This is a genomic window from Sphingobium sp. TomTYG65 (assembly GCF_055395525.1).
Genome location: NZ_AP027330.1, coordinates 555,217 through 577,267, shown reverse-complemented (window position 1 = coordinate 577,267; position 22,051 = coordinate 555,217). Strand labels below are relative to the sequence as shown.

22 protein-coding genes are annotated in these 22,051 nt (G+C 62.3%); 11 read left to right on the top strand and 11 right to left on the bottom strand.

The window, feature by feature from the left end:
* Positions 1–2: 2 nt before the first annotated feature.
* Complete coding sequence (gene pgsA / locus ACZ5Y5_RS02920) at positions 3–566, bottom strand: CDP-diacylglycerol--glycerol-3-phosphate 3-phosphatidyltransferase (RefSeq protein WP_464809711.1); 564 nt, start codon at positions 564–566, stop codon at positions 3–5.
* A gap of 146 nt (positions 567–712) precedes the next feature.
* Here pgsA and ACZ5Y5_RS02915 point away from each other — a divergent pair, with 146 nt between their 5' ends.
* A complete protein-coding gene (locus ACZ5Y5_RS02915) occupies positions 713–2,008 on the top strand; it encodes an MFS transporter (RefSeq protein WP_464809710.1) in 1,296 nt (431 codons plus the stop codon).
* 9 nt (positions 2,009–2,017) lie between these two features.
* Here the strand turns inward: ACZ5Y5_RS02915 and ACZ5Y5_RS02910 are convergent, their stop codons facing one another.
* The gene (locus ACZ5Y5_RS02910; protein ID WP_464809709.1) at positions 2,018–2,200 is read right to left on the bottom strand and encodes a hypothetical protein; all 183 of its coding nucleotides are present in this window, start codon (positions 2,198–2,200) and stop codon (positions 2,018–2,020) included.
* A 108-nt stretch (positions 2,201–2,308) separates the two neighbouring features.
* Here ACZ5Y5_RS02910 and ACZ5Y5_RS02905 point away from each other — a divergent pair, with 108 nt between their 5' ends.
* The 9 genes from ACZ5Y5_RS02905 to ACZ5Y5_RS02865 all read left to right on the top strand — a co-directional run bounded on the left by ACZ5Y5_RS02905 (position 2,309) and on the right by ACZ5Y5_RS02865 (position 11,541).
* Positions 2,309–4,369: a transglycosylase domain-containing protein gene (locus tag ACZ5Y5_RS02905; protein ID WP_464809708.1), complete on the top strand. Its 2,061-nt coding sequence runs from the start codon at positions 2,309–2,311 to the stop codon at positions 4,367–4,369.
* A gap of 69 nt (positions 4,370–4,438) precedes the next feature.
* A complete protein-coding gene (gene purT, locus ACZ5Y5_RS02900; protein ID WP_464809707.1) occupies positions 4,439–5,608 on the top strand; it encodes a formate-dependent phosphoribosylglycinamide formyltransferase in 1,170 nt (389 codons plus the stop codon).
* Positions 5,609–5,640: 32 nt separating this feature from the next.
* Positions 5,641–6,063, top strand: a complete 423-nt coding sequence (locus tag ACZ5Y5_RS02895; protein ID WP_464809706.1) for an iron-sulfur cluster assembly scaffold protein — start codon at positions 5,641–5,643, stop codon at positions 6,061–6,063.
* Positions 6,063–7,883, top strand: a complete 1,821-nt coding sequence (locus ACZ5Y5_RS02890) for a cation:proton antiporter domain-containing protein (protein WP_464809705.1) — start codon at positions 6,063–6,065, stop codon at positions 7,881–7,883. Before ACZ5Y5_RS02895 ends, ACZ5Y5_RS02890 begins: the two co-directional genes overlap by 1 nt.
* Positions 7,880–8,206, top strand: a complete 327-nt coding sequence (locus tag ACZ5Y5_RS02885; protein ID WP_464809704.1) for a DUF423 domain-containing protein — start codon at positions 7,880–7,882, stop codon at positions 8,204–8,206. Before ACZ5Y5_RS02890 ends, ACZ5Y5_RS02885 begins: the two co-directional genes overlap by 4 nt.
* A 46-nt stretch (positions 8,207–8,252) precedes the next feature.
* Positions 8,253–8,720 (top strand): Fur family transcriptional regulator, encoded by a 468-nt coding sequence (locus tag ACZ5Y5_RS02880; RefSeq protein ID WP_464809703.1) that lies wholly within the window; start codon positions 8,253–8,255, stop codon positions 8,718–8,720.
* A 49-nt stretch (positions 8,721–8,769) separates the two neighbouring features.
* Positions 8,770–10,704, top strand: a complete 1,935-nt coding sequence (gene dxs / locus ACZ5Y5_RS02875) for a 1-deoxy-D-xylulose-5-phosphate synthase (RefSeq protein ID WP_464809702.1) — start codon at positions 8,770–8,772, stop codon at positions 10,702–10,704.
* Positions 10,705–10,769: 65 nt separating this feature from the next.
* Positions 10,770–11,225: an SRPBCC family protein gene (locus ACZ5Y5_RS02870; RefSeq protein ID WP_464809701.1), complete on the top strand. Its 456-nt coding sequence runs from the start codon at positions 10,770–10,772 to the stop codon at positions 11,223–11,225.
* Positions 11,212–11,541 (top strand): ArsR/SmtB family transcription factor, encoded by a 330-nt coding sequence (locus tag ACZ5Y5_RS02865; RefSeq protein ID WP_464809700.1) that lies wholly within the window; start codon positions 11,212–11,214, stop codon positions 11,539–11,541. The genes ACZ5Y5_RS02870 and ACZ5Y5_RS02865 overlap by 14 nt, the downstream gene beginning before the upstream one ends.
* A gap of 7 nt (positions 11,542–11,548) precedes the next feature.
* On the opposite strand, the gene ACZ5Y5_RS02860 is transcribed toward ACZ5Y5_RS02865, so the two are convergent.
* The 8 genes from ACZ5Y5_RS02860 to gpmA all read right to left on the bottom strand — a co-directional run bounded on the left by ACZ5Y5_RS02860 (position 11,549) and on the right by gpmA (position 19,299).
* Positions 11,549–11,962 (bottom strand): DUF3035 domain-containing protein, encoded by a 414-nt coding sequence (locus ACZ5Y5_RS02860; RefSeq protein WP_464809699.1) that lies wholly within the window; start codon positions 11,960–11,962, stop codon positions 11,549–11,551.
* The gene (gene lspA / locus ACZ5Y5_RS02855; RefSeq protein ID WP_464809698.1) at positions 11,962–12,480 is read right to left on the bottom strand and encodes a signal peptidase II; all 519 of its coding nucleotides are present in this window, start codon (positions 12,478–12,480) and stop codon (positions 11,962–11,964) included. Before lspA ends, ACZ5Y5_RS02860 begins: the two co-directional genes overlap by 1 nt.
* Positions 12,481–12,546: 66 nt before the next feature.
* Positions 12,547–15,381: an isoleucine--tRNA ligase gene (gene ileS, locus ACZ5Y5_RS02850; protein ID WP_464809697.1), complete on the bottom strand. Its 2,835-nt coding sequence runs from the start codon at positions 15,379–15,381 to the stop codon at positions 12,547–12,549.
* A 115-nt stretch (positions 15,382–15,496) separates the two neighbouring features.
* The gene (locus tag ACZ5Y5_RS02845; protein ID WP_464809696.1) at positions 15,497–16,438 is read right to left on the bottom strand and encodes a bifunctional riboflavin kinase/FAD synthetase; all 942 of its coding nucleotides are present in this window, start codon (positions 16,436–16,438) and stop codon (positions 15,497–15,499) included.
* 43 nt (positions 16,439–16,481) lie between these two features.
* On the bottom strand, positions 16,482–16,982 hold the full coding sequence (locus ACZ5Y5_RS02840) for a dihydrofolate reductase (protein ID WP_464809695.1): 501 nt from the start codon (positions 16,980–16,982) through the stop codon (positions 16,482–16,484).
* Positions 16,979–18,049 (bottom strand): 5-(carboxyamino)imidazole ribonucleotide synthase, encoded by a 1,071-nt coding sequence (locus ACZ5Y5_RS02835; RefSeq protein WP_464809694.1) that lies wholly within the window; start codon positions 18,047–18,049, stop codon positions 16,979–16,981. Before ACZ5Y5_RS02835 ends, ACZ5Y5_RS02840 begins: the two co-directional genes overlap by 4 nt.
* Before the next feature lies 1 nt (position 18,050).
* Complete coding sequence (gene purE, locus ACZ5Y5_RS02830) at positions 18,051–18,530, bottom strand: 5-(carboxyamino)imidazole ribonucleotide mutase (protein WP_464809693.1); 480 nt, start codon at positions 18,528–18,530, stop codon at positions 18,051–18,053.
* A gap of 82 nt (positions 18,531–18,612) precedes the next feature.
* Entirely contained in the window at positions 18,613–19,299 is a 687-nt protein-coding gene (gene gpmA / locus ACZ5Y5_RS02825; RefSeq protein ID WP_464809692.1) for a 2,3-diphosphoglycerate-dependent phosphoglycerate mutase, read from the bottom strand.
* Positions 19,300–19,450: 151 nt separating this feature from the next.
* Between gpmA and sppA the strand changes: the two genes are divergently transcribed.
* The gene (sppA, locus tag ACZ5Y5_RS02820; protein ID WP_464809691.1) at positions 19,451–21,337 is read left to right on the top strand and encodes a signal peptide peptidase SppA; all 1,887 of its coding nucleotides are present in this window, start codon (positions 19,451–19,453) and stop codon (positions 21,335–21,337) included.
* A 30-nt stretch (positions 21,338–21,367) separates the two neighbouring features.
* On the opposite strand, the gene ACZ5Y5_RS02815 is transcribed toward sppA, so the two are convergent.
* A complete protein-coding gene (locus ACZ5Y5_RS02815) occupies positions 21,368–22,003 on the bottom strand; it encodes a trimeric intracellular cation channel family protein (RefSeq protein WP_464809690.1) in 636 nt (211 codons plus the stop codon).
* Between the last annotated feature and the right edge of the window lie 48 nt (positions 22,004–22,051).

The following is a 22,051-nucleotide window of genomic DNA, read 5'->3' as shown; positions in this document are numbered from 1 at the left end:
GATCAATCCATATGCTTGATGCCGACCCGCAGATAGTCCCATCCGGTAATCAGCGTCAGTATCGCCGCGGCCCAGAGCGTGACTATACCCACCAGTTGCACGACCGGGAACTCCGGCACCGCGCCCGCCAGGATCAACGCCCCCAAAGCGATAAGCTGAAAGGTGGTCTTCCACTTCGCCAGGCGAGAAACCGGTACCGACACCTGCAGCCCAGCAAGAAACTCGCGCAGACCCGATACCGCGATCTCCCGCAGCAGGATGATCATGGCGGCGGCAATGTGGATTCCCGCAATGTCGCGCGTAGCGGCCAGCATCAGGATCACGGCGCCGACCATGATTTTATCGGCGATGGGATCCAGGAATATCCCGAGCTTTGAAACGGCTCCCTGCGCACGCGCCAGATAACCGTCGAAATAGTCCGTAATTCCCATCAGGCAGTAAAGCGCAAAGGCGAAGGCGTAGCCGGTGGTCCAGCGCGCGCCGATCTCCGCCGGCCACAGCAATGCGACCAGCAAGGGCACAGTTAGTATCCGCGAAAGCGTCAGCAGATTTGGCAGCGTCAGCATGGCGGCGAACTGCCACAGTCCAGCCGCTTGCACAAGGAGAGGGAATAGCAGTCTCAGCCGACTTCTTGCGCTCGGGGTTGGACAGAGGCCGCGGCAGCCGCTAGACCGCGCTCCGCTCGTCCACAGCGAAGAAGACCCCCTCGCCTATGCAAGCCTCCCTAAGGCTCCTTAACAAGCGACGTTTTCTGCCGCTTTTCATCACTCAGCTACTCGGCGCCTTCAACGACAATCTGTTCAAGAACGCGATGGTGCTGTTCGTCGTTTACAGCGTCTATAATGATGAGCGGTCTGAAACCTGGTTCAGCGCGCTGGCGACCGGCATATTCATTCTGCCCTTCTTTCTGCTGTCCGCCCTGTCGGGCCAGCTCGCCGACCAAAGGGACAAAGCGATCATCATCCGCTATGTGAAAGCAGCGGAAATCATCATCATGCTGGTAGGCGCTACAGGGTTGGGTCTGATCTGGAGCGGCATCGCCGTCCACGGCCTCGCCATCCCGCTATTGCTATGCGCCCTGTTCGCGATGGGCATCCACTCCACCTTCTTCGGCCCGATCAAATATGCCATCCTGCCGCAGCATCTGCATGATGACGAGGTTCTTGGCGGAACCGGCCTTGTGGAGGCCGGAACCTATATCGCCATCCTCGCAGGAACTATTCTGGCGGGAATCATCCCCGTCGAAGTTGCCGCCATCGGCATCGTTATCACCGCATTGATAGGCTATGTCGCCGGGCGGGAAGTGCCGCCTGCCCCATCGCTGCTCGACCGGCAGCCAATTGATTTTCACATCATCCGTTCGTCGGTGACGCTGGTGCGCGGCACTATGCACATCCGCCGCCTCTATCTCGCGATCATGGCGATCAGCTTCTTTTGGGCCGTTGGTTCGATCCTGTTCATCCAATTCCCGCCCCTGGTGAAAAATGTGCTGACCGCCGACAAAGCGGTCGCCAGCCTATTCCTCGCCATATTCTCGATCGGAATCGCGATAGGATCGATCGCCATCAACCGTCTGCTGAAGGGCCATGTGTCAGCGCGCTATGCCCCCGCGTCGGTCATCGGCATGGGCCTGTGCATCATCGCCTTTCACATCGTTTGCGACCTCTGGACGCCCGCAGCGGATGGAGCAATGCTTTCGCTTAAGGGCTTCCTCGCCCATCCGCTCGCTCTGGCGCTGTCGGCCTGCCTGTTGGGCGTAGCGACTTTCGGGGGCATGTTCGTGGTGCCGCTTTACGCGTTCCTCACGACCACCGTCGAAAAGTGCGAAGCTGCCCGAACCGTCGCCGCGAACAACATCGTCAATTCGGGCGCGATGGTGCTGGGCTCCTTCTTCGCGATCGGCCTCAGCGTCGCGGGAATGTCCGTCGTCAATCAGTTGTTGCTCGTCGCGGCACTGTGCCTGCCTTGTGCCTGGATCGCCTGGACCCTCCATAAGGCTTGCGACTGAAGCGGAGCGTTAGAAGATGAAGCTGTAGAACGCCGTGAAGAACGCGCAGAAACTCAGCACGAAAAGCTTCCAGTCATTGTCATCGGAAGCGGAAGCGGCAACGTCCCGCACTTCCAGAACATGATGCGGCAGCCGCTGGCGAAAGGGGTGGCGGGCCGATTCAGTGGTCAGGATGAGCGGTCGGGATCGCATGGCAGCATGTTAACGCTTCATTTACCTTTTCGACCATCCACATTCGTGGTTAATCAGAGATTGTGCCACGGCAGGACGATCTTGACTGTATCAGGCGAATAATACAGCATGACCGGACCGATGAGAGACCCCCTTCCCGCGCCTCAGCCCGATCCACCCGCTCGCGAATTCGGGGCGGGGCCTCCCAGCGCTTTTGCGCCGCCCACGCCTTGGCGGCGACGCCTGCATATAGCGGGGTGGATCGTCGCTGCGCTGCTCGCGCTGTTGATGCTGACGATCGCATGGCTTGCCGTCACCGCTCCGCTGTCGCGTTCGTTGAAGCCGATCGCACCGCCTAGCGTCAGCCTGATGTCCGCGGATGGCCATGTGATCGCACGCCGGGGCGCTATCATCGATCGGCCGGTGGCCATCGCCGACCTGCCCAAACATGTGCCCCAAGCGTTCATGGCGATCGAGGACCGGCGCTTCTACAGCCATTGGGGCGTGGACCCGCGCGGCATCGCACGCGCCGCGTGGCACAATCTCTGGTCGGATGGGTCGTCGCAAGGCGGTAGCACGATCACTCAGCAACTTGCCAAGGGCGTGTTCCTGTCGAGTGATCGGACTTTCGGTAGGAAGGCGCGAGAAGCGATGATCGCCTTCTGGCTGGAGGCGTGGTTGACCAAAGACCAGATCTTCGAACGCTACCTGTCGAACGTCTATTTTGGCGACAATGTTTATGGCTTGCGGGCAGCTTCACTGCATTATTTCAACCGCCAGCCAGAGCGGCTCACCATCCCGCAGGCCGCTATGCTCGCGGGCCTCCTGAAAGCGCCCTCCCGCCTCGCCCCCACGACCAATCTGAAGGGCGCGCGCGAACGTGCCGCGCTCGTGACCCAGGCGATGGTGGAGGCGGGCTATATCAGCAAGGCGGAACGCAATGCGCTGCGCCCAGCCCGTATCGATGTGCGTGAAACGCCCGCCTCGACAACTGGCACCTATTTTGCCGACTGGGTCCTGCCTGAAGCCCGCGACCGCGCCGGTGCTGTCTATGGCGCACAGACGGTCCCCACGACGCTCGACTGGCGCGTGCAACGGCTTGCGGAGGCAGCCATCCGCCGCGCACCTCTGGGCAAGGCGGAAGCCGCGCTGGTGGCGATGAAGCCTGATGGCAGCGTCGTTGCGATGGTCGGCGGCAAGAATTACCGCAAGAGCAGCTTCAACCGAGCCGTCCAGGCGAAGCGCCAGCCCGGATCGACCTTCAAGCTGTTCGTCTATCTCGCCGCCTTTCGCGCGGGCATGACACCCGAAGATTTTGTGGAAGACACGCCGATCACGACCGGCACCTACCGACCCGCCAACCACGGCGGCAAATATCGTGGGCGGATCACCTTGCGGCAGGCATTTGCCGCATCCAGCAACGTCGCGGCAGTGCGGCTCACTCAAAAGGTGGGCGTCGATGCCGTAATTAAGGTGGCTCGCGACCTGGGTGTCACCGCACCCCTGACTGAAGATCTCAGCCTGGCGCTAGGCACGTCCGAAATCCCGCTGGTGGAATTGGCGCAAGCCTATGCGACGGTTGCGGCAGGCGCCTATCCCGTGATCGCGCACGGCCTGCCCCCAGAGGAACAGGGCTGGTTCGAACGGCTTATGAGCCGTCAGCGGCACTTCAGCCAGGACGAATTGGAAATGATCCGCGACCTGCTGTCGTCGGCCGCCAACCGAGGAACCGGTAGCGCAGCGGCGCTACGAACAAGCACCTTCGGCAAGACCGGCACGACACAGGACAGCCGCGACGCGATCTTCGTCGGCTATGCGGGCGGACTGGTGACGGCTGTGTGGATCGGCAACGACGACAACTCACCTCTCCCCGGCGGAGCAGCGGGCGGCGGCGTACCTGCCCGGATCTGGCGCAATTTCATGGCGGGAGCGATCAACGAGCCGGCCGAAGTCGCGCCTGAGGAGCAAGATAGCGACCTCGTCAACGCCATTGCCAATGTGACTGTCGAGGCGGGCCTCGGCAATATGAGCGTTGGCCTCGATCAAGAAGGTGTGTCGGTGAACATCGGCCCCAATCAACTGCGCCTCCCGATCGATCAGCCGGAACCGCCTCCTCCCGGGCCTGCTCCAGCCACGCCGCCACCGCGCATCGCGCCAACGCAACCCGCTGACGAGGGTGTGGGACCGTGACGATGGTTGACGCGTAAGCGGCGATGGCGGCATCGCCTGCGCTGAAACAGGCGATTCGAAGGGCAGAAGATGGCATTTACCGCGAAGATATTGCTGCTGGGTTCGGGCGAACTCGGCCGTGAATTCGTCATCTCGGCCAAACGGCTTGGATGCGAGGTGATTGCCTGCGACAGCTATCCCGGTGCGCCTGCCATGCAGGTCGCCGATGGCTTCGAAATTTTTTCCATGCTTGACGCCGACTTGCTGCGCGCAGCCATCGAGCGGCACCAACCCGACTATATTGTCCCCGAAATCGAGGCCATCCGCACCGAGGTGCTGGCTGAAGTCGAAGCCCAGGGCCGAACCGTCGTACCATCCGCAAGAGCCACGATCATGACCATGAACCGCGACCGGATCAGAGAGGTCGCAGCGGTCGAACTGGGCCTGCGGACCTCGCGCTACCGCTACGCGGAAAGCCTGGAGGAAGTGCAGGCCGGGGCGGAGCATACCGGCCTGCCCTGCGTCATCAAACCCGTCATGTCATCGTCCGGCAAAGGCCAAAGCACGGTCCGGACGGCAGATGAGTTGGAAAGCGCATGGAATTATGCCGTTGCCAACATGCGCGGCGACCGCAGCCGCGTGATCGTGGAGGAATTTGTCGATTTCGATTATGAGATCACGCTGTTGACGGTGCGCAGCATGAACGGTGTGAACTTCTGTCCCCCGATCGGTCACCGGCAGGAACGGGGCGACTATCAGGAAAGCTGGCAACCCGCGCCTATGACGGATCGCGCCCTCGCCGCTGCGCAGGACATGGCGCGCGCCGTGGTCGATAATCTTGGCGGATATGGCATCTTCGGCGTGGAATTCTTCGTGAAGGGGGAAGATGTGATCTTCTCCGAACTGTCGCCGCGGCCGCATGACACCGGCATGGTGACGCTGATCTCGCAAGATCTGAACGAATTTGACCTGCATGCCCGCGCTATTCTGGGCCTTCCGGTGCCGGATGTGCAGTTGCGCGGTGCTGCTGCGTCCGCTGTCTTGCTGGCGGATCGCGAATCGACCGAATTCCGGTTTGAGGGACTAGCCGACGCTCTTGCGGCGCCTGAGGGACAAGTAGACCTGCGAATCTTCGCCAAACCCACCACGCGCCCCTACCGGCGCATGGGCGTGACGCTTGCCCTCGCCGATGATACCGACAGCGCCCGCCGGATCGCCACTGAAGCAGCTGCCAAGCTGCACATTATCTACGAAGGATAGCGCGATCGCCTGACCTGTCCTAAAGGGCAAGGATGAGCGCTCCCCTCTACAACAAGGACATATTGCGGCTAGCCGCCAGCATCCCGCATCATCAGCGTTTGGCCGACCCGCAGGCAAGCGTTGAGAAGCGGTCGCCCACCTGCGGCTCGCGCGTTACGGCGGATGTGCGAATGGAAGACGGCAAACTTGCTGCTTTGGGTTTGGACGTCAAAGCCTGCGCTCTGGGGCAGGCTTCGGCCGCCCTGATGGCAGCCCAGGCGATCGGCATGACCGCCGACGAACTCACGGACGCACGGGACAAGCTGACCGCTTATCTCGCGGGTCAAAGCGATGACCTCGACTTCTGGCCTGGCCTCGCGGTACTCGCCCCGGCGCGCGGCTATCCTGCGCGCCACGCCTCGATCAGGCTCGGCTTCGAAGCGATAGCCGAGGCCGCTAGGATGGCGGACGCCTGATGTCCAATCCGGCTGTGAATGTCACACAGGCTCCATTTTCCGCGACTGACGTCCTGCTGTCGGAAGGCGTGATCCTGCTCGGCGCGGCCGTGCTGTTCGTCATGATCTTCCGCCGATTCGGACTTGGCGCGGTGCTTGGCTATCTCGTCGCAGGCGCGCTAGTCGGGCCTCAGGGGCTTGGCCTCGTCGGAGGCGGCGAATCGAAGCTGGCGATCGCTGAGATAGGCATCGTCCTGCTGCTCTTTCTGGTCGGGCTTGAGCTTCATCCGGCGCGGCTATGGCGATTGAAGCGAGACATTTTCGCGCTGGGGTTTGCGCAGGTGGTGATCTGCGGGCTGGCGCTGACCGCCATCATCTTCTTCACCACCGGCTTTACTTGGGGCGCGGCAATCGCGCTGGGCCTGCCGCTGGCGCTGTCATCGACCGCACAGGTGCTGCCCAGCCTGAAGAGCAGCGGCCGGATCAACTCCCCCTTTGGTGAGAAGGTCTTTTCGATCCTGCTGTTCCAGGATCTGTCGATCGTCCCGCTGATCACAATCGTAGCGGCCCTGTCGCGAAATCCGGCTGATGTGGGAGGTCCGCCCGGATGGATGCTCGCGGGCTATACTGTCGCCGCGATCGCCGGCTTGGTCCTCGCTGGCCGCTTCATTCTTCGGCCATTACTGCAGTTGGTGGGCCGTCTGGGTGAGCGCGAGTTGTTCGTAGCAGTAGGCCTCTTTACCGTCCTTGCAGCAGCAGCGCTGATGCACGCGCTCCATCTCTCGACGGCACTCGGCGCTTTCGTGGCGGGCGTGATGCTTGCCGACTCTCCTTACCGGCATGAGATTGAAGCGGACGTTGAGCCATTCCGCTCGATCCTGCTTGGCCTCTTCTTCCTCGCCGTGGGCATGGTGCTCGATCTGCACACTGTTGCGGCCAACCCGTTCTTCGTTATCGGCATGGCGGCGATGCTGGTCCTCACCAAGGCATTGTTCATCACTGGCCTTGCCCGCCTGTTCGGCATGGAATGGTCGCAGGCGGTGGGTGCCGGTCTGCTGCTCAGCCAAGGCGGCGAATTTGGCTTCGTCCTCTTCGCGCAGGCGCAAAATGCCCTGCTGATCGCACCCGAAGGTGCCAGCCTGTTCAGCGCGATCGTCACCTTTTCCATGGCGACGACGCCATTCCTCATGCTCTTTGCCAGGCGGTTCGAGTTCGCGCGGCCGAAGAACCCCGTCAATTTGGCGGGGCCTGATGAGGCAACCAGAGGCACGGCGATCATCGTTGGTTATGGCCGCTTCGGTCAGACGGTCGCCCAGATGCTGATGGGCCATGGGTTCGAAGTCGTGCTGATCGACAAGAAACCAGCGCAGATCGAGGTTTCTAGCCGGTTCGACATGAAAGTCTATTATGGCGACGGAACCCGGATCGACCTACTGCGCCGGTCAGGAGCGGAGGAAGCACAATTGATCGCCTTCTGCCACGACGATCCTTCACTCGATAGCAAGGTGCTTGAGCCGATTGCCGAAGCGTTCCCACAAGCTGCGCTGCTAGTCCGCGCCTTTGATCGACGCCAACTGCTGGCACTCAAGGACATGGACTTGGCAGGCATCGTCAGAGAAGTCTTCGAATCCGCAATCTGTATGGGCGTTCAGGCGATGGAGACCTTGGGCGTCCCCCAGGCGGAGATCGAGGAAGTAGAACGTCAATATCGCGAAAATGACGAGCAGCGGCTCGCGGTGCAGGAAGAACAAGGCACGTTGATGGCAGCCAAGGAGCTCATGTTCCGTCCCGGCCGCCGCATGCGCCTCCTAGCGCGGGGCGAAGAAGAGGAAAAAGCATGATCGCACTGTTGGCCGCCTTATCGGCGGCGTTCGCCATCGGAGCGAGCGCTTTTGGCGCCCATGGCGCATCCAGCCCCCAACACGCTGAATGGCTGCGGACGGGCGGTCTATACCAACTGATCCACGCGGTCGCCGCGCTTACGTTGGCTAACGCCGCGCGAGGCCCTGCCCTTCTTCTTTTGATTGGAGCGGCCATCTTCGCTTTCACGCTCTACGCGATGGCGATCGGTGCGCCGCGCTGGTTGGGAGCGATCACGCCTTTCGGCGGTTCCTTGATGATTGCAGGCTGGCTGTGGGCAGCCTGGATCTATTGGCGCGGCTGACAGCCTGCCCTTGCCCCGAACAGCACCCAAGCATAGATTAACCTATATGGCCGAACAGCATCATCACCATCATGAGCCGACGGGACAAAGCCTGGCCGATGCGGCACGCTTTACGCTCGAAGCCCAAAATGAACAGTGGACGCCCATGCGCGCTGCAATTTTTGATGCGCTCGCGGCGGAGGAAAAGCCCACATCAGCCTATGACATCGCCGACAATGTCTCGAAAGCACGCGGCAAGCGGGTCGCTCCCAACAGCGTTTACCGAATACTCGACCTGTTTGTAGCCAACAACATCGCGATGCGCGTCGAGAGCGCCAACGCCTATATCGCCAATGCCCATCCGGGCTGTCATCATGACTGCATCTTCCTTGTCTGCCGCAGCTGCAAGGAAGCAACCCATGTCGATGACGACGCGGTCACGGGTGACGTCAGGGCCGTTGCCGAACATCAGGGGTTCCGGCCGGAGCGACCTGTCATTGAGATTTTAGGAACTTGCGCCAAGTGCATGGCGTGAAGTGGGCGTTGCGCTTTATCCAGGAACGGCCTAGCGCGCTCGGGAGTCTATGTCTTTCATGAATGATCGCCCCTCCACACCGCTGCTCGACCAGGTTGCCTGGCCGGCGGATCTCCGTACGCTGAAGCCGGAACAGCTTCACCAGCTTGCCGATGAATTGCGGCAGGAGGTGATTTCCGCCGTTGGCGTCACCGGCGGCCATTTGGGATCGGGGCTCGGCGTGGTCGAACTGACCACCGCCATCCATTATGTGTTCGATACGCCTAACGACAAGCTCGTCTGGGATGTCGGCCATCAATGTTACCCGCACAAGATATTGACCGGCCGCCGCGATCGCATCCGGACGCTGCGTCAGGGTGGCGGCCTGTCTGGCTTCACCAAGCGGGCAGAAAGCGAATATGACCCCTTCGGCGCTGCGCACAGCTCGACCTCGATCAGTGCAGCGCTTGGATTTGCCGTTGCTAGCAAGCTGTCGGGTAAACCGGGCAAAGGCATTGCAGTAATTGGTGACGGCGCGATGTCTGCCGGCATGGCCTATGAGGCGATGAATAACGCGCGCGAAGCCGGAAATCGGCTGATCGTGATCCTTAACGACAATGACATGTCGATCGCACCCCCGGTTGGCGGCCTGTCAGCATATCTCGCCCGTTTGGTGTCGAGCCGTGAGTTCCTCGGCCTACGCGACCTAGCCAAGCGCCTAGCCCGCCGGCTGCCCCGACCCTTGCATAATGCTGCTCGCAAAACCGATGAGTTTGCGCGCGGCATGGCTATGGGCGGCACGTTATTCGAAGAGTTGGGCTTCTATTATGTAGGCCCTATCGACGGACATAATCTGGACCAGCTCATTCCTGTCCTGGAAAATGTGCGCGATGCGGCCGAAGGTCCCTGCCTCGTCCACGTCGTCACGCAAAAGGGCAAGGGCTACGCCCCCGCCGAAGCCGCAGCTGACAAATATCACGGCGTGCAAAAGTTCGACGTCATCACCGGAGCACAGGCGAAAGCTCCTCCCGGCCCGCCCAGCTACACTGCCGTATTCGCCAAAGCACTTGTCGCGGAAGCGGCGCGCGACAGTAGCATCTGCGCCATCACCGCAGCGATGCCGTCTGGCACCGGGTTAGACAAGTTCGCGGAAGCGTTCCCGGATCGCTCCTTCGACGTTGGCATCGCGGAACAGCATGCTGTGACCTTCGCTGCAGGATTGGCCGCGCAGGGCATGCGCCCATTCTGCGCAATCTATTCGACCTTCCTTCAGCGCGCCTATGATCAGGTTGTGCACGACGTCGCGATACAGAATTTGCCCGTGCGTTTCGCGATCGACCGGGCCGGATTGGTCGGCGCAGATGGATCGACGCATGCTGGCAGCTTCGACATCACCTATCTCGCCACGCTTCCCAACATGGTGGTAATGGCCGCGGCGGATGAGGCGGAACTGGTGCATATGGTTCACACCTGCGCCGTTCACGATGATGGTCCCATCGCGGTCCGCTACCCGCGCGGAAACGGCATAGGCGTGCCGATGCCAGAAACGCCGGAGCGGCTGGAAATTGGGAAGGGCCGCATTGTACGCGAGGGCCGGCAGGTCGCCATCCTTTCCTTGGGCACGCGGCTTGAAGAAGCACTTAAGGCTGCAGAAGTGCTGGAAGCCAAGGGCCTATCCACGACCGTGGCAGATCTGCGCTTCGCCAAGCCGCTTGACGAAGCGATGATCCGTCGCCTGCTGACGACGCATGAAGTTGCCGTAACCATAGAGGAAGGCGCCATCGGCGGCCTCGGAGCGCATGTGCTGACGCTGGCCAGCGACTTAGGGCTGATCGACAATGGCCTCAAGCTGCGGACGATGCGCCTTCCCGACATCTTCCAGGATCAGGATAAGCCGGAACTGCAATATGCTGACGCCCGGCTAGATGCGGCGGCGATTGTGGATACGGTCTTGTCTGCGCTTCGCCACAACAGTCCCAGCATGGGCACAGAGGCTCGCGCTTGACGCACAACCATATGGTTGCTTAATTTATTAGGATATCGCATATCAGCAACCACGAGGTTGCTGATATGCTCAATTCTATCACGAAGACCATCGAGATCGCCGCGCCTGTAGAGCGGGTGTGGGATGCTCTCACCGATCATGAGAAGTTCGGGACATGGTTCCGGGTCGCCTTGGACCAGCCTTTTATCGTCGGCCAGCCCTCGACAGGGCACATGACTTATCCCGGCTACGAGGATTATCGTTGGGAGGCGCGTGTGGTGGCGATAGAGCCCATGAAGCGCTTTGCATATGAGTGGCCAGCCACCGGCGGCGATAAGGAATTGATGGAGCGCAGCACCACGGTGCCGGAATGGACGTTGGTGGAATTTCTACTTGAGCCGGTCGGAGATAGTACACGGTTGACCGTAACCGAAAGCGGCTTTGACAAGGTGCCAGAGCCTCGGCGGAGCGACGTCATGCGTTCGAATGATGGCGGCTGGACGGAGCAGGTTCGGAATATCCGCGACTATGTTGAAGGTTGAGCTGGCCCCTGCCCGGCTCTTTGCCGCTTTGGGCGACTTGACCCGGCTGGGGCTGATCGCTCAGCTTTCTGACGGTACGGAGCGCTCCATCGTCCAACTGGGTGAGGGCTTGCCCATCAGTCGGCAGGCGGTGGCCAAGCATCTCGATGTGCTACTCGGTGCTGGATTGGTTCAGCGTACGCGAAGCGGGCGGGAAGCCTTGTTCGCTCTGCGCCCCGAAGCAGTTGCTGAAGCGCGAGACTGGCTCGCCCAAATCGGCAGCCAGTGGGAAGACACTTTGGGCCGGTTCAGGACCTTCGTCGAGAACCAGCCCTAAGCTGCCATTATTGTTGCGGGACAGCGGCGCGCGCGTCCTGTCCGTCTCCTTCCGGAGCAGCGATGATTTCGCGAGTGGTCGCGCCCTTATCGACAACTTCGGTGCCCGGGTCGCCAACGGAGGAACGGATGCCCGCAGCGGCATTGCTGCGACCGGCAGCCGTCAGCGCAGATGTTTCGGCGGCGCTGCGCTGAGCGGGGCCGCCAAACATGGCTTCGACAGCAGCGCGGCTCGAATCGACCGATGCAGCGGCAGGCGTGCCCGGCGCGGGCGGGACCAAAGCGTAATCGGGCGGGATGACCAGCGGAGCCTGGCGCGACACCGCAAACTCGTCGGGGCGGTCGCGGTTGAAAAGGCCGCCGCCACCGCCGCAAGCGGACAGCATGGAAATCAAGCCAGCGGCGAGGATCAGTTTACGCATCAGTTCAATGACTCCGTCTTTGCGCCCTTCTCGCGCAGCAGAAGCGCCCGCGCAAGAAGGATCAGCACGCCGATAGTGATGGCCGCGTCGGCTAGGTTGAAAATCAGGAAAGGCCGCCATTCACCGAAATGCAGGTCAGCATAGTCTACCACATAGCCGAGGCGCACGCGGTCGACGATATTGCCGATCGCCCCGCCAAGGACCAGCCCGAGCGCGGCGACATCCTGCCGCGCCTTTTCACGCCACATCCACACGCCCACAAAGCCGGCTATCAACATGGTCATGCCGACCAGGAGCCAACGCATCATGTTCGTGTCAGCGTGAAAGAAGCCCATCGATACGCCACGATTTTCGAGCCAGCGCAGCCGGAAGATCGGGAAGATTTCGATGCCTTCGTCCATGCGGCTTTTCAGCGCGAGCGGATAGGTCACGGTGTATTTGATGAGTTGGTCCAGCGCGAGCGTTACAATCGCGACGGTCAGGCCGAGCGGGCGGTGGTTGATGGGCTTAGGCTGCATTGTGGCTCCCATGGGGCACCATGGATCCTGAAACAAGTTCAGGATGACGGGGGGAGAAGATGTGGCTCACGCGCTCAATACCTCGTCGCAGCGGTGGCAGAGGGTGCCGTCTTCCTCAACCTCGGGCAGCAGACGCCAGCAGCGGCCGCATTTGTGCCAGTCGCTCGGCTTGACCGAAATGCCCTCTCCTGAGCCAGTTTCGATGCGCGCGACGATGGCGATTTCGGCGAAGTTCACACCGTCACTGGGAACCTCTTGGCCCATGGTAACGTCGGCTTCCAGACTGGAGCGGATGACCTTTTCACGGCGAAGCGGTTCGATGGCTTCGTTGACCTGATCGCGCTGGTTGCGGATTTCGGTCCACTTTTCATCGAGGGCTTCATTGAGCCACGCAGCATCCACATCCGGCCATTCAAGGAAATGGACGCTTTCTTCAAGGTTTGGATAGCGGCTTTGCCAAACTTCCTCAGCGGTGAAGGGGATGATCGGCGCGGCGTAGCGGACCAGAGCTTGGAACAGCGCGTCGAGTACCGTGCGATAGGCGCGGCGCTTGGGGTCTGACTTCGCGTCGCAATAGAGGCAGTCCTTGCGAATGTCGAAGAAGAAGGCGGAAAGATCGCTGTTCGCGAAGTCCATCAACGCGCGGGTGTAGCGGCTGAACTCCAGCCAATTCTCGCTACCTGCCGCCTTGTCGACCACACCCCTCAGCTCCGCGTCCAGCTTGGCGAGCAGGTGGAGCATGTAGCGCTCCAACTCCGGCATTTCCGAAATGGGCAGCTTCTCGTCTTCAGAGAAGTCGGAGAGCGCGCCAAGCAAGTAACGGAAAGTATTGCGCAGTTTGCGATAGGCGTCGGAGGAACCGGCAAGCACTTCCTTGCCGATGCGGACATCGTCAAAATAGTCGGTGCTGGCCACCCAGACGCGCAGAATGTCGGACCCACTTTCGGCGATCACCTTCAGCGGATCGACCACATTGCCGAGGCTTTTCGACATTTTGCGGCCCTGCCCGTCCAACGCGAAGCCGTGGGTGAGGACAGCGTCATAGGGTGCGCGGCCGCGGGTGCCACTGGCCTCCAGCAGCGATGACTGGAACCAGCCGCGATGCTGGTCGGAGCCTTCGAGGTAGAGGTCAGCGCGGACCCCTTCCCCGTAACGCCCTTCTACGACGAAGCTGTGCGTCGAGCCGCTGTCGAACCAGACGTCGAGAATGTCGTTCACGACCTCATAGTCATTGAGGTCGTAGTCCGGGCCAAGCAGCGCCTGATGATCGGCGCCAAACCATGCGTCGGCGCCCGCGCCCTTAAACGCTTCGATGATGCGGGCATTTACCGCTTTATCAACGAGATACTCGCCAGTCTTTCGATGAACATAGAGGGCGATGGGAACACCCCAAGCGCGCTGGCGGCTGATCACCCAGTCAGGGCGGCCTTCCACCATCGAGCGGATGCGGTTGATCGAGCGTTCGGGCACCCAACGAGTGTTCTCGATCGCGTCGAGCGCGGTGCCGCGCAGGGTCGCGCCGTTGCCTTGGGCCGCAAGGATGGCCTCTTCCTCGGCGCAGCGTGGGATGATCCCGTCACCGATCGGGCGATCCATCGGGATGAACCATTGGGGCGTGCAGCGGAAGATGATCTTCGCCTTCGAGCGCCAGCTGTGCGGATAGCTGTGCTTGAAGTCGTCCGACGCGGCGAGCAGCCCGCCTGCTTCACGCAGGTCGGTGCAGATCGGGCCATCCTTGCTGACGAATTTGGGATTGATGACGCTCCCCTGCCCCCCAAGCCAGAGCCAGTCTTCGCGATATTTGCCGTCATTTTCTACAGCGAAGACCGGGTTGATGCCGTTCGTCTTGCAGAGCGCGAAGTCGTCCTCGCCATGATCAGGTGCCATGTGGACAAGGCCCGTACCCGCATCGGTTGTGACGAAATCGCCCGCGAGGAGGGGACGCGACTTGGCGAAGAAGCCGCCGAGAGCGTGCATCGGGTGACGAGCGACGGCCCCGGCGAGGTCAGCGCCCTTGAAATGCTTGTGTGGCTGGGCGTGGACAAGACCAGAGCGTTCCTTGAACGCGCCGATCAGGGCTTCGGCGATGATGAACTTCCGCCCGTCGCCTTCCAGCAGCACATAGTCGACCTCCGGCCCGTAAGCCAAAGCCTGATTTACGGAGATCGTCCAAGGCGTGGTCGTCCAGATCACCGCATGCGCGCCAACCAGTTCGGGCGCATTGGGCGCTTCCAAAATTTCGAACGCCACATCGATCTGGGTCGAGACGATATCCTCATACTCGACCTCCGCCTCCGCCAGCGCGGTCTTTTCAACCGGTGACCACATGACGGGCTTCGCGCCACGATAGAGTTGGCCGCTTTCAGCGAACTTCAGAAGTTCAGAGACGATCGTAGCTTCGGCGTCGAACTTCATGGTGAGATAGGGATCGTCCCAATCGCCCATCACGCCCAGACGCTTGAACTGTTCCTTTTGCACACCGACCCATTTGTCCGCATAGGCGCGGCATTGGGCGCGGAATTCCTGCGCGGGAACCTCGTCCTTATTCTGCTTCTTCTTGCGATATTCTTCCTCGATCTTCCATTCGATGGGCAAGCCATGGCAGTCCCAGCCGGGCACATAGGGCGCATCCTTGCCAAGCAGCGACTGGCTGCGGACGATGATGTCCTTCAGCACCTTGTTCATCGCATGGCCCATATGGATGTCGCCATTGGCGTAGGGCGGGCCGTCATGGAGGATGAAGCGTTCCCTGCCCTTCCGCCGCTCGCGCAGCTTGCCGTAGAGGTCCATTTCCTCCCAGCGCGCGAGAATGGCCGGTTCCTTCTGCGCGAGGCCCGCCTTCATCGGGAAGTCGGTGACGGGGAGGAAGACGGTGCTCTTATAGTCAGGCTGGTCGGTCATCGGGTCTATCTGCAAGCATCCGTTCGCTTCGAGCGTAGTCGAGAAACGCTGGCGCAGCGCTATCCGCTTCTCGACTTCGCTCGAAGCGAACGGGGACAAAAGGATTGCGCGGGCATTAAGCGAGGTGAGGCGTTCCCGCAAGGATTTGCCGCGCCGCTTCACAGTCCTTCGCGATCTGCGCCGTCAAGGCATCAAGCCCGTCATATTTCGCCTCGGGCCGAAGATAGTCGATCAGCTGCACTTCGATGCACTGGTCATAGAGGCTTTCGGCGAAGTCGAAGAAGTGGGGCTCCAGCAATTCCTTGGGCGGATCGAAGCTGGGGCGCACGCCGAGGTTCGCCGCTCCGTCCAGCACGCGACCATCGGGCAGGAGGCCGCGAACAGCGTAAATGCCGTAGGCGGGGCGCAGATAATGGCCAAGGTCGATATTTGCCGTGGGGAAGCCGATGGTGCGGCCGAGCTTGTCGCCATGCTGCACCAGCCCCTGTATGGCGAAAGGCCGCGTCAGCAGGCGCGTGGCCGTGGCGCAGTCCCCGGACTTGAGCGCAGTGCGGATGCGGCTGGACGACACGACTTCACCACCCTCGTCGGTGACTGGCGCAACGGCTTCAGCACTCATGCCCCTCGCCGCGCCAAGCTGCGCCAAGGTTTCCACCGTGCCGCTGCGGCCGCGGCCGAAGGTGAAATCCTGACCCGTGACCACGCCTGCGACGCCCATGCCTTCAACCAGCAATTCGACAAAATGCTCAGCGTCGAGCGCCGCGAGTTGGCGGGTGAAGGCGAAGACGAGCATCGCGTCCGCCCCCGCCCTGGCAAAGAGAGATTGTCGCTGATCCAGGGTGGTCAGGCGGAACCAGGGTGTGTCCGGGCGGAAAAGGCGCATCGGATGGGGATCGAAGGTGGCGACGATTACGGGACGCCCTTCAGCCCGGGCGCGAGCGACCGCCCGCCCGACAACAGCCTGATGGCCGAGGTGAAATCCGTCAAAATTCCCCAGCGCCATGATGCTCCCGCGCAGATGGGCGGGGATCGGGACGCCGCTTTCAAGCCGCTCCATGGCGGTGGCTATAGGGACGCGCCCCGCCGCTGGCAATGCGGCTTCATGACGCAGTACGGCGGCGGAAGGTGACGAAGCTGTAGGCGGGATAGCCGCCCTGTGCTGGATGATCCTGCCGGGCAGCCTCCTGCCATTCGGCGGCGTCGGGATAGGGAATGGCCGCGTCGCCGAGTGCATCCAGATGAACTTCAGTAAGCTCGATGCGGTCAGCCTGCGGCAGGAAGAGATGGTGGATTTCCGCGCCGCCGATCACCATGACAACCGGCGCTTCAGCCAGCCGGATCGCGCTCGCGACGTCATGAGCGACCTCTGCGCCTTCACTGCTCCACCCCCGGTCGCGGGTGAGGACGATGTGGCGGCGGCCGGGAAGAAGACCGGGCAGGCTGTCGAAGGTCTTGCGGCCCATGATCATCGGATGGCCGAGTGTCAGCGCCTTGAAATGTTTCAGGTCCGCCGGGAGCCGCCAGGGCAGCCCCCCATCCCTGCCGATCACGCCATTGTCGGCGCGGGCGAGGACCAGGACGATCTCCGGCTTTGCACTCACAGCGTCAGCCGGGTGACATGACCCATCTTGCGCCCGGGACGCGCCTCATGCTTGCCGTAGAGGTGGAGATGAGCGGTCGGATCGGTCAGGATCGTCCGCCAGGCATCGGCTTCTTCGCCGATCAGGTTGCGCATTTCCACGCGTTTGGCGGCAAGGACGGTGTCGCCCAGCGGCAGGCCGCAAATGGCGCGGACGTGGTTTTCGAACTGGCTGGTGAGGGCGCCTTCGATCGTCCAATGGCCGCTATTATGCACGCGCGGGGCCATTTCGTTGAAGACCGGGCCGTCTGCGCTGGCGAAAAACTCCAGGGTCAGCACCCCGACATAATCGAGTGCTGCAGCGACCTGCGCCGCCAAGGCACGCGCCGCATCCACCTGCGCCTCGATCCGATCGCCGGCGGGGGCGGTGGAGGTGGACAGGATGCCATCGACATGGACGTTTGCGGGCGAATCCCAAAAGCGGATTTCGCCATCCGCGCCACGCGCGAGGATGACGGAAAATTCCTCTTCGAAGGTCACGAACCCTTCCAGGATCGCGCTTTGACGGCCGATTGCGTTCCAGGCGCCGACTGCATCGCCGGGCTCGTTGAGGCGCGCCTGGCCCTTGCCGTCATAGCCCATGCGATTGGTCTTCAGGATCGCGCGGCTGCCGATAGTGGCGATCGCCTGCTCCAGATCGTCCAGGCTCTCGACCGAGGCGAAAGGCGCGGTGAGGCCGCCCAGATCGCGGACGAAACTCTTTTCCGCCAGCCGATCCTGGGCGACGCGCAAGGCTTGCGCGCCCGGGCGGACCAGGCCGTGGGTGGCCAGCACTTCGACCGCCGAGGGGTCGATATTTTCGAACTCATAAGTAACGACATCGACGCTTTCGGCGAAAGCGGCGAGCGCGGCGGCATCCTCATAGGCGCCCTGGGTCCAGCGCGGAGAAACGTCCGCGGCGGGGCCGCTCGTTTCCGGCGCATAGATATGGGTGCGATAGCCCAGCTGCGCCGCGGCGATCGCAATCATGCGGCCGAGCTGGCCGCCGCCAAGAATGCCGATGGTGGAACCGGGCGGGATGGTCGTCATCTTATTCGGGCGTCTCCGCGACGTCGTTGGTCTGCTTTTCGCGCCACATGTCGAGCCGTTCGGCCAGGGCATCGTCGGTGGTGGCGAGGATCGAGGCGGCCAGCAGCGCCGCGTTGATAGCGCCGGGCTTGCCGATGGCGAGCGTACCGACTGGGACGCCGCCGGGCATCTGCACGATCGACAGCAGCGAATCCATGCCCTTCAGGGCCTTGGATTCGACTGGGACGCCGAGCACCGGCAGGCGCGTCATCGACGCCGCCATGCCCGGCAGGTGAGCCGCGCCCCCTGCCCCAGCGATGACGACCTTGAGCCCGCGGGAAACCGCGCCGGTCGCATAATCGTAAAGCCGCTGCGGGGTGCGGTGGGCCGACACCACCTTGCATTCATGCGGCACGCCGAGCGCGGTCAATGTCTCGGCCGCATGACGCATCGTCTCCCAATCGGAGCGCGATCCCATGATGATGCCGACTTTAGCGGTCATTCGCCTGACTTCCCCTGATGGCGCGGAAAGCAAAGCCCCTTAGCGGCAGGACCGGAAAGGGGCAATGTTGGATTTGGAAGGTTCAACGCTCCGACAGATAATAGCGGTCCTTCGCCGTCAGGTCATCGGCCAGGTCATAGACGATCGGCTGGCCGGTCGGGATTTCCAGCTCCGTGATCTCCTCGTCGGGAATGTTCGACAGATGCTTGACCAGCGCGCGAAGCGAATTGCCGTGCGCGGAAATGAGGACGCGCTTGCCCGCCTTCAATTCCGGCACGATGCGGCTTTCCCAATAGGGCAGAACGCGGGCGATCGTGTCCTTGAGCGATTCCGTCGAGGGGATGGCGATACCATCGTAGCGGCGGTCCTTCGACAGGTCGAACTCACCGCCCGGCTCCAGCACCGGCGGCGGGATGTCGAAGCTGCGGCGCCAGATCTTCACCTGCGCGTCACCGTGCTTGGCGGCTGTTTCCGCCTTGTTGAGCCCGGTGAGGCCGCCATAATGCCGCTCATTGAGGCGCCAGTCCTTCTCGACCGGGAGCCAGAGACGGCCCATTTCCTCCAACGCCAGGTTCAGTGTCTTGATCGCGCGGGTCTGGACCGAAGTGAAGCAGACGTCGAAATCCATACCCTTCGCCGCCAGCAGCTGCCCGGCTGCGCGGGCTTCCTCCACGCCCTTTTCCGTCAGATCGACGTCCCACCAGCCGGTGAAGCGGTTTTCCAAATTCCAAGCCGATTGGCCGTGACGGACGAGAACGAGTGTGGGCATGAAACGCTTCTCCTGCACTAAGCGAATGTTGGCGCTTCCCATAGCGCGGGAAATCATAGGCGCAAGCTTGTGCGCCCCGCCTGCCGCCCCACATTGCAGTCGGTCCGCCGATGCGATAGCTCGAAGCACTTCTGGAAAAGGAACCGGCAACTTGGCATTTGTGAAGGGCGTGTGGCGCATATTGGTCGCGATCAAGGACGGGCTGGTGCTGCTGTTCCTGCTCGGCTTCTTCGGCCTGCTCTATGCCGCCTTGTCCTGGTCGCCAAAGCCCGCGCGCAGCGTGAGTAGCGGCGCTTTGCTGCTGAAGCTCGATGGCACGATCGTCGAACAGCCTGCGGAGATCGATCCCTTTTCGCTGCTGACCGGATCGGGGCAGGAGACGAAGGAATATCGGCTTTCCGACATTGTCACGGCGCTGGAAGCAGCGAAAAGCGATGGCAAGGTCAAGGCCGTCGTCCTGAACCTCGACGGCTTTCTGGGCGGCGGCCAGGTGGCGCTGTCACGCGTCGGCAAGGCGCTGGATGCGGTCCGCGCGGCGAACAAGCCGGTCTTCGCCTTCGCCACCATCTATAGCGACGACAGTTATCAGCTGGCCGCCCATGCCAGCGAAACCTGGGTCGATCCACTGGGCGGCGTGGCGATTTTGGGCCGCGGCGGCTCGGGCCTCTATTATAAAGGGCTGATCGACAAGCTGGGCGTCAACACCCATGTGTATCGGGTTGGGACCTACAAGAGCTTCGTCGAGCCCTTCATCCGATCCGACCAGTCGCCCGAAGCGCGCCAGGCCAACCAGGCGCTCGCCGATGCGCTGTGGCAGGATTGGCAGCAGGAAGTCTCCCGCGCGCGGCCGAAAGCCAAGCTCGCCGCCTACGCCGGCAACCCTGCAGGCGCGGCGGAAGCCGCTCGCGGCAACCTGGCCAAGGCGGCGCAAAGCGCGGGTCTCGTCGATCGGCTTGGCGATGAAGCCGCCTTTGGCGAGCGCGTAGCGCAAGTGGCGGGCGAACCAGAGGACGAGCGCGCAGGCGACTTCGCCAGCATCGACCTGCCCACCTATGCCAAGGCGCACCGCCCAGCCAATAATGGTCAGATCGGCGTCATCACGGTAGCGGGCGACATCGTTGATGGCGATGGTGGCCCCGGCAGCGCAGCGGGAGACACGATCTCTGCCCTGCTCTACAAGGCGCTTTCCGAAAAGGACCTGAAAGCACTGGTGGTGCGCGTCGATTCGCCTGGCGGATCGGTCATGGCGTCGGAGAAGATCCGCCAAGCCATCATGGAGGCCAAGCGCGAAGGATTGCCTGTCGTCGTATCGATGGGCAATGTCGCGGCGAGCGGCGGCTATTGGATTTCCACCCCTGCCGACCGAATCTTCGCAGAACGGGGCACGATCACCGGCTCCATCGGCGTGTTCGGCATCCTGCCGAGCTTCGAAGGAACATTGGCCAAGCTCGGCGTTACGACGGATGGCGTGCGGACGACTCCTCTGTCTGGCCAGCCCGACCTTGCTGCGGGCACGACGCCCGAATTTGATCGCATCATGCAGATGGGAATCGAGGATATTTACGGCCGCTTCGTCGGTTTGGTCGCGAAGGCCCGGGGCAAAACACCGCAGCAGATCGACGCCATCGCCCAAGGCCGCGTTTGGGACGGCGGCACCGCGCGGCAGATCGGGCTGGTCGACCGCTTCGGCGGCCTTGAAGATGCGATCGCGGCAGCAGCGAAGCTCGCCAAGATCGATCCTGCCAAGGCGAAAGCCTACCGGATTGAAAAGGAGCCCGACAAATTCGCCGAATTCATCCAATCGATGACGGAACGCGAGGATGAGGATGCGGACAGCGGGCGTGACATGCTGAGCCGACAGGCGATGATCCAGCGCCGCTGGGCGATGCAGGCCATTGCCGATGTGCGCGGCTTGCTGACCGGGGCTGGCGTGCGGGCGGATTGTCTGGAGTGCCGGGGATATGGCGCGCCGAGACGGGTTGGCGCGAGCGATGAGCGCGGGTTGATGGCGCTGCTGGCAGGTCTTTGGCGGGGGTGAGTCCCCTTCAGGGGATGAGCCAATCTTGGATCATTCCCCCCGATAGCCCGGAAGGCCAAGTCCCCGCCAGATTGCGACTGCGCGCAGCAGGAAGCCGAGGAGCGCGGCGATCAGTCCGGCCACCGGCACATCAAGCCCCCACCAGTGCAACACAACGAACAAGCCCGACGCCAGCGCCGCGGCAGTTACATAAAGTTCGGGCCGCAGGAGGATCGATGGCTCATGGGCCAGCAGATCGCGCAGGATGCCACCGACGCAGCCCGTGACCACACCCATCATCGCGGCGACGAAGGGCGGGATGCCGTAGCTCATCGCCTTGGCGGCTCCGAAGACAGCGAAGGCCGCAAGGCCGATCGCGTCCAGCCAGTCCAGCGCGCGGTCGCTCCAGAGCCTGCGCGGCGTGCACCAGACGAGCAGGGCCGCGATCATGCAGGTGATGGCGGGGACAGGATCATGCACCCAGAAAACCGGCGCCCCGATCAGCAAATCCCGGAGAGTGCCGCCCCCCACGCCCGTTATCAGGGCGAAAAAGGCAAAGGTCACAAGCGTCAGGCGCAACCGCGCGGCGGCAAGCGCACCCGAAGCTGCAAAGACGAAGGTTCCCACGATGCTGAGGGATTCAAGCACCGGGCCGATTTGATGAAGGGCGATCGCAGAGGGCGTCATCGGGCCGAGTTAGCCTCCACAGCCGCTGCATGTCGAGGGACGGCGCGA

Bases quoted from the DNA above. Each gene is read 5' to 3' on its own strand.
- ACZ5Y5_RS02890 (WP_464809705.1), top strand. From the start codon at position 6,063: ATGTCCAATCCGGCTGTGAATGTCACACAGGCTCCATTTTCCGCGACT.
- ileS (WP_464809697.1), bottom strand. From the start codon at position 15,381: ATGACCGACCAGCCTGACTATAAGAGCACCGTCTTCCTCCCCGTCACC.
- ACZ5Y5_RS02835 (WP_464809694.1), bottom strand. From the start codon at position 18,049: ATGACGACCATCCCGCCCGGTTCCACCATCGGCATTCTTGGCGGCGGC.
- gpmA (WP_464809692.1), bottom strand. From the start codon at position 19,299: ATGCCCACACTCGTTCTCGTCCGTCACGGCCAATCGGCTTGGAATTTG.
- ACZ5Y5_RS02815 (WP_464809690.1), bottom strand. From the start codon at position 22,003: ATGACGCCCTCTGCGATCGCCCTTCATCAAATCGGCCCGGTGCTTGAA.
- purT (WP_464809707.1), top strand. From the start codon at position 4,439: ATGGCATTTACCGCGAAGATATTGCTGCTGGGTTCGGGCGAACTCGGC.
- pgsA (WP_464809711.1), bottom strand. From the start codon at position 566: ATGCTGACGCTGCCAAATCTGCTGACGCTTTCGCGGATACTAACTGTG.
- ACZ5Y5_RS02860 (WP_464809699.1), bottom strand. From the start codon at position 11,962: ATGCGTAAACTGATCCTCGCCGCTGGCTTGATTTCCATGCTGTCCGCT.
- ACZ5Y5_RS02870 (WP_464809701.1), top strand. From the start codon at position 10,770: ATGCTCAATTCTATCACGAAGACCATCGAGATCGCCGCGCCTGTAGAG.
- ACZ5Y5_RS02915 (WP_464809710.1), top strand. From the start codon at position 713: ATGCAAGCCTCCCTAAGGCTCCTTAACAAGCGACGTTTTCTGCCGCTT.
- lspA (WP_464809698.1), bottom strand. From the start codon at position 12,480: ATGCAGCCTAAGCCCATCAACCACCGCCCGCTCGGCCTGACCGTCGCG.
- ACZ5Y5_RS02845 (WP_464809696.1), bottom strand. From the start codon at position 16,438: ATGGAGCGGCTTGAAAGCGGCGTCCCGATCCCCGCCCATCTGCGCGGG.
- ACZ5Y5_RS02885 (WP_464809704.1), top strand. From the start codon at position 7,880: ATGATCGCACTGTTGGCCGCCTTATCGGCGGCGTTCGCCATCGGAGCG.
- ACZ5Y5_RS02865 (WP_464809700.1), top strand. From the start codon at position 11,212: ATGTTGAAGGTTGAGCTGGCCCCTGCCCGGCTCTTTGCCGCTTTGGGC.
- dxs (WP_464809702.1), top strand. From the start codon at position 8,770: ATGTCTTTCATGAATGATCGCCCCTCCACACCGCTGCTCGACCAGGTT.
- ACZ5Y5_RS02910 (WP_464809709.1), bottom strand. From the start codon at position 2,200: ATGCGATCCCGACCGCTCATCCTGACCACTGAATCGGCCCGCCACCCC.
- ACZ5Y5_RS02905 (WP_464809708.1), top strand. From the start codon at position 2,309: ATGACCGGACCGATGAGAGACCCCCTTCCCGCGCCTCAGCCCGATCCA.
- ACZ5Y5_RS02880 (WP_464809703.1), top strand. From the start codon at position 8,253: ATGGCCGAACAGCATCATCACCATCATGAGCCGACGGGACAAAGCCTG.
- ACZ5Y5_RS02895 (WP_464809706.1), top strand. From the start codon at position 5,641: ATGAGCGCTCCCCTCTACAACAAGGACATATTGCGGCTAGCCGCCAGC.
- purE (WP_464809693.1), bottom strand. From the start codon at position 18,530: ATGACCGCTAAAGTCGGCATCATCATGGGATCGCGCTCCGATTGGGAG.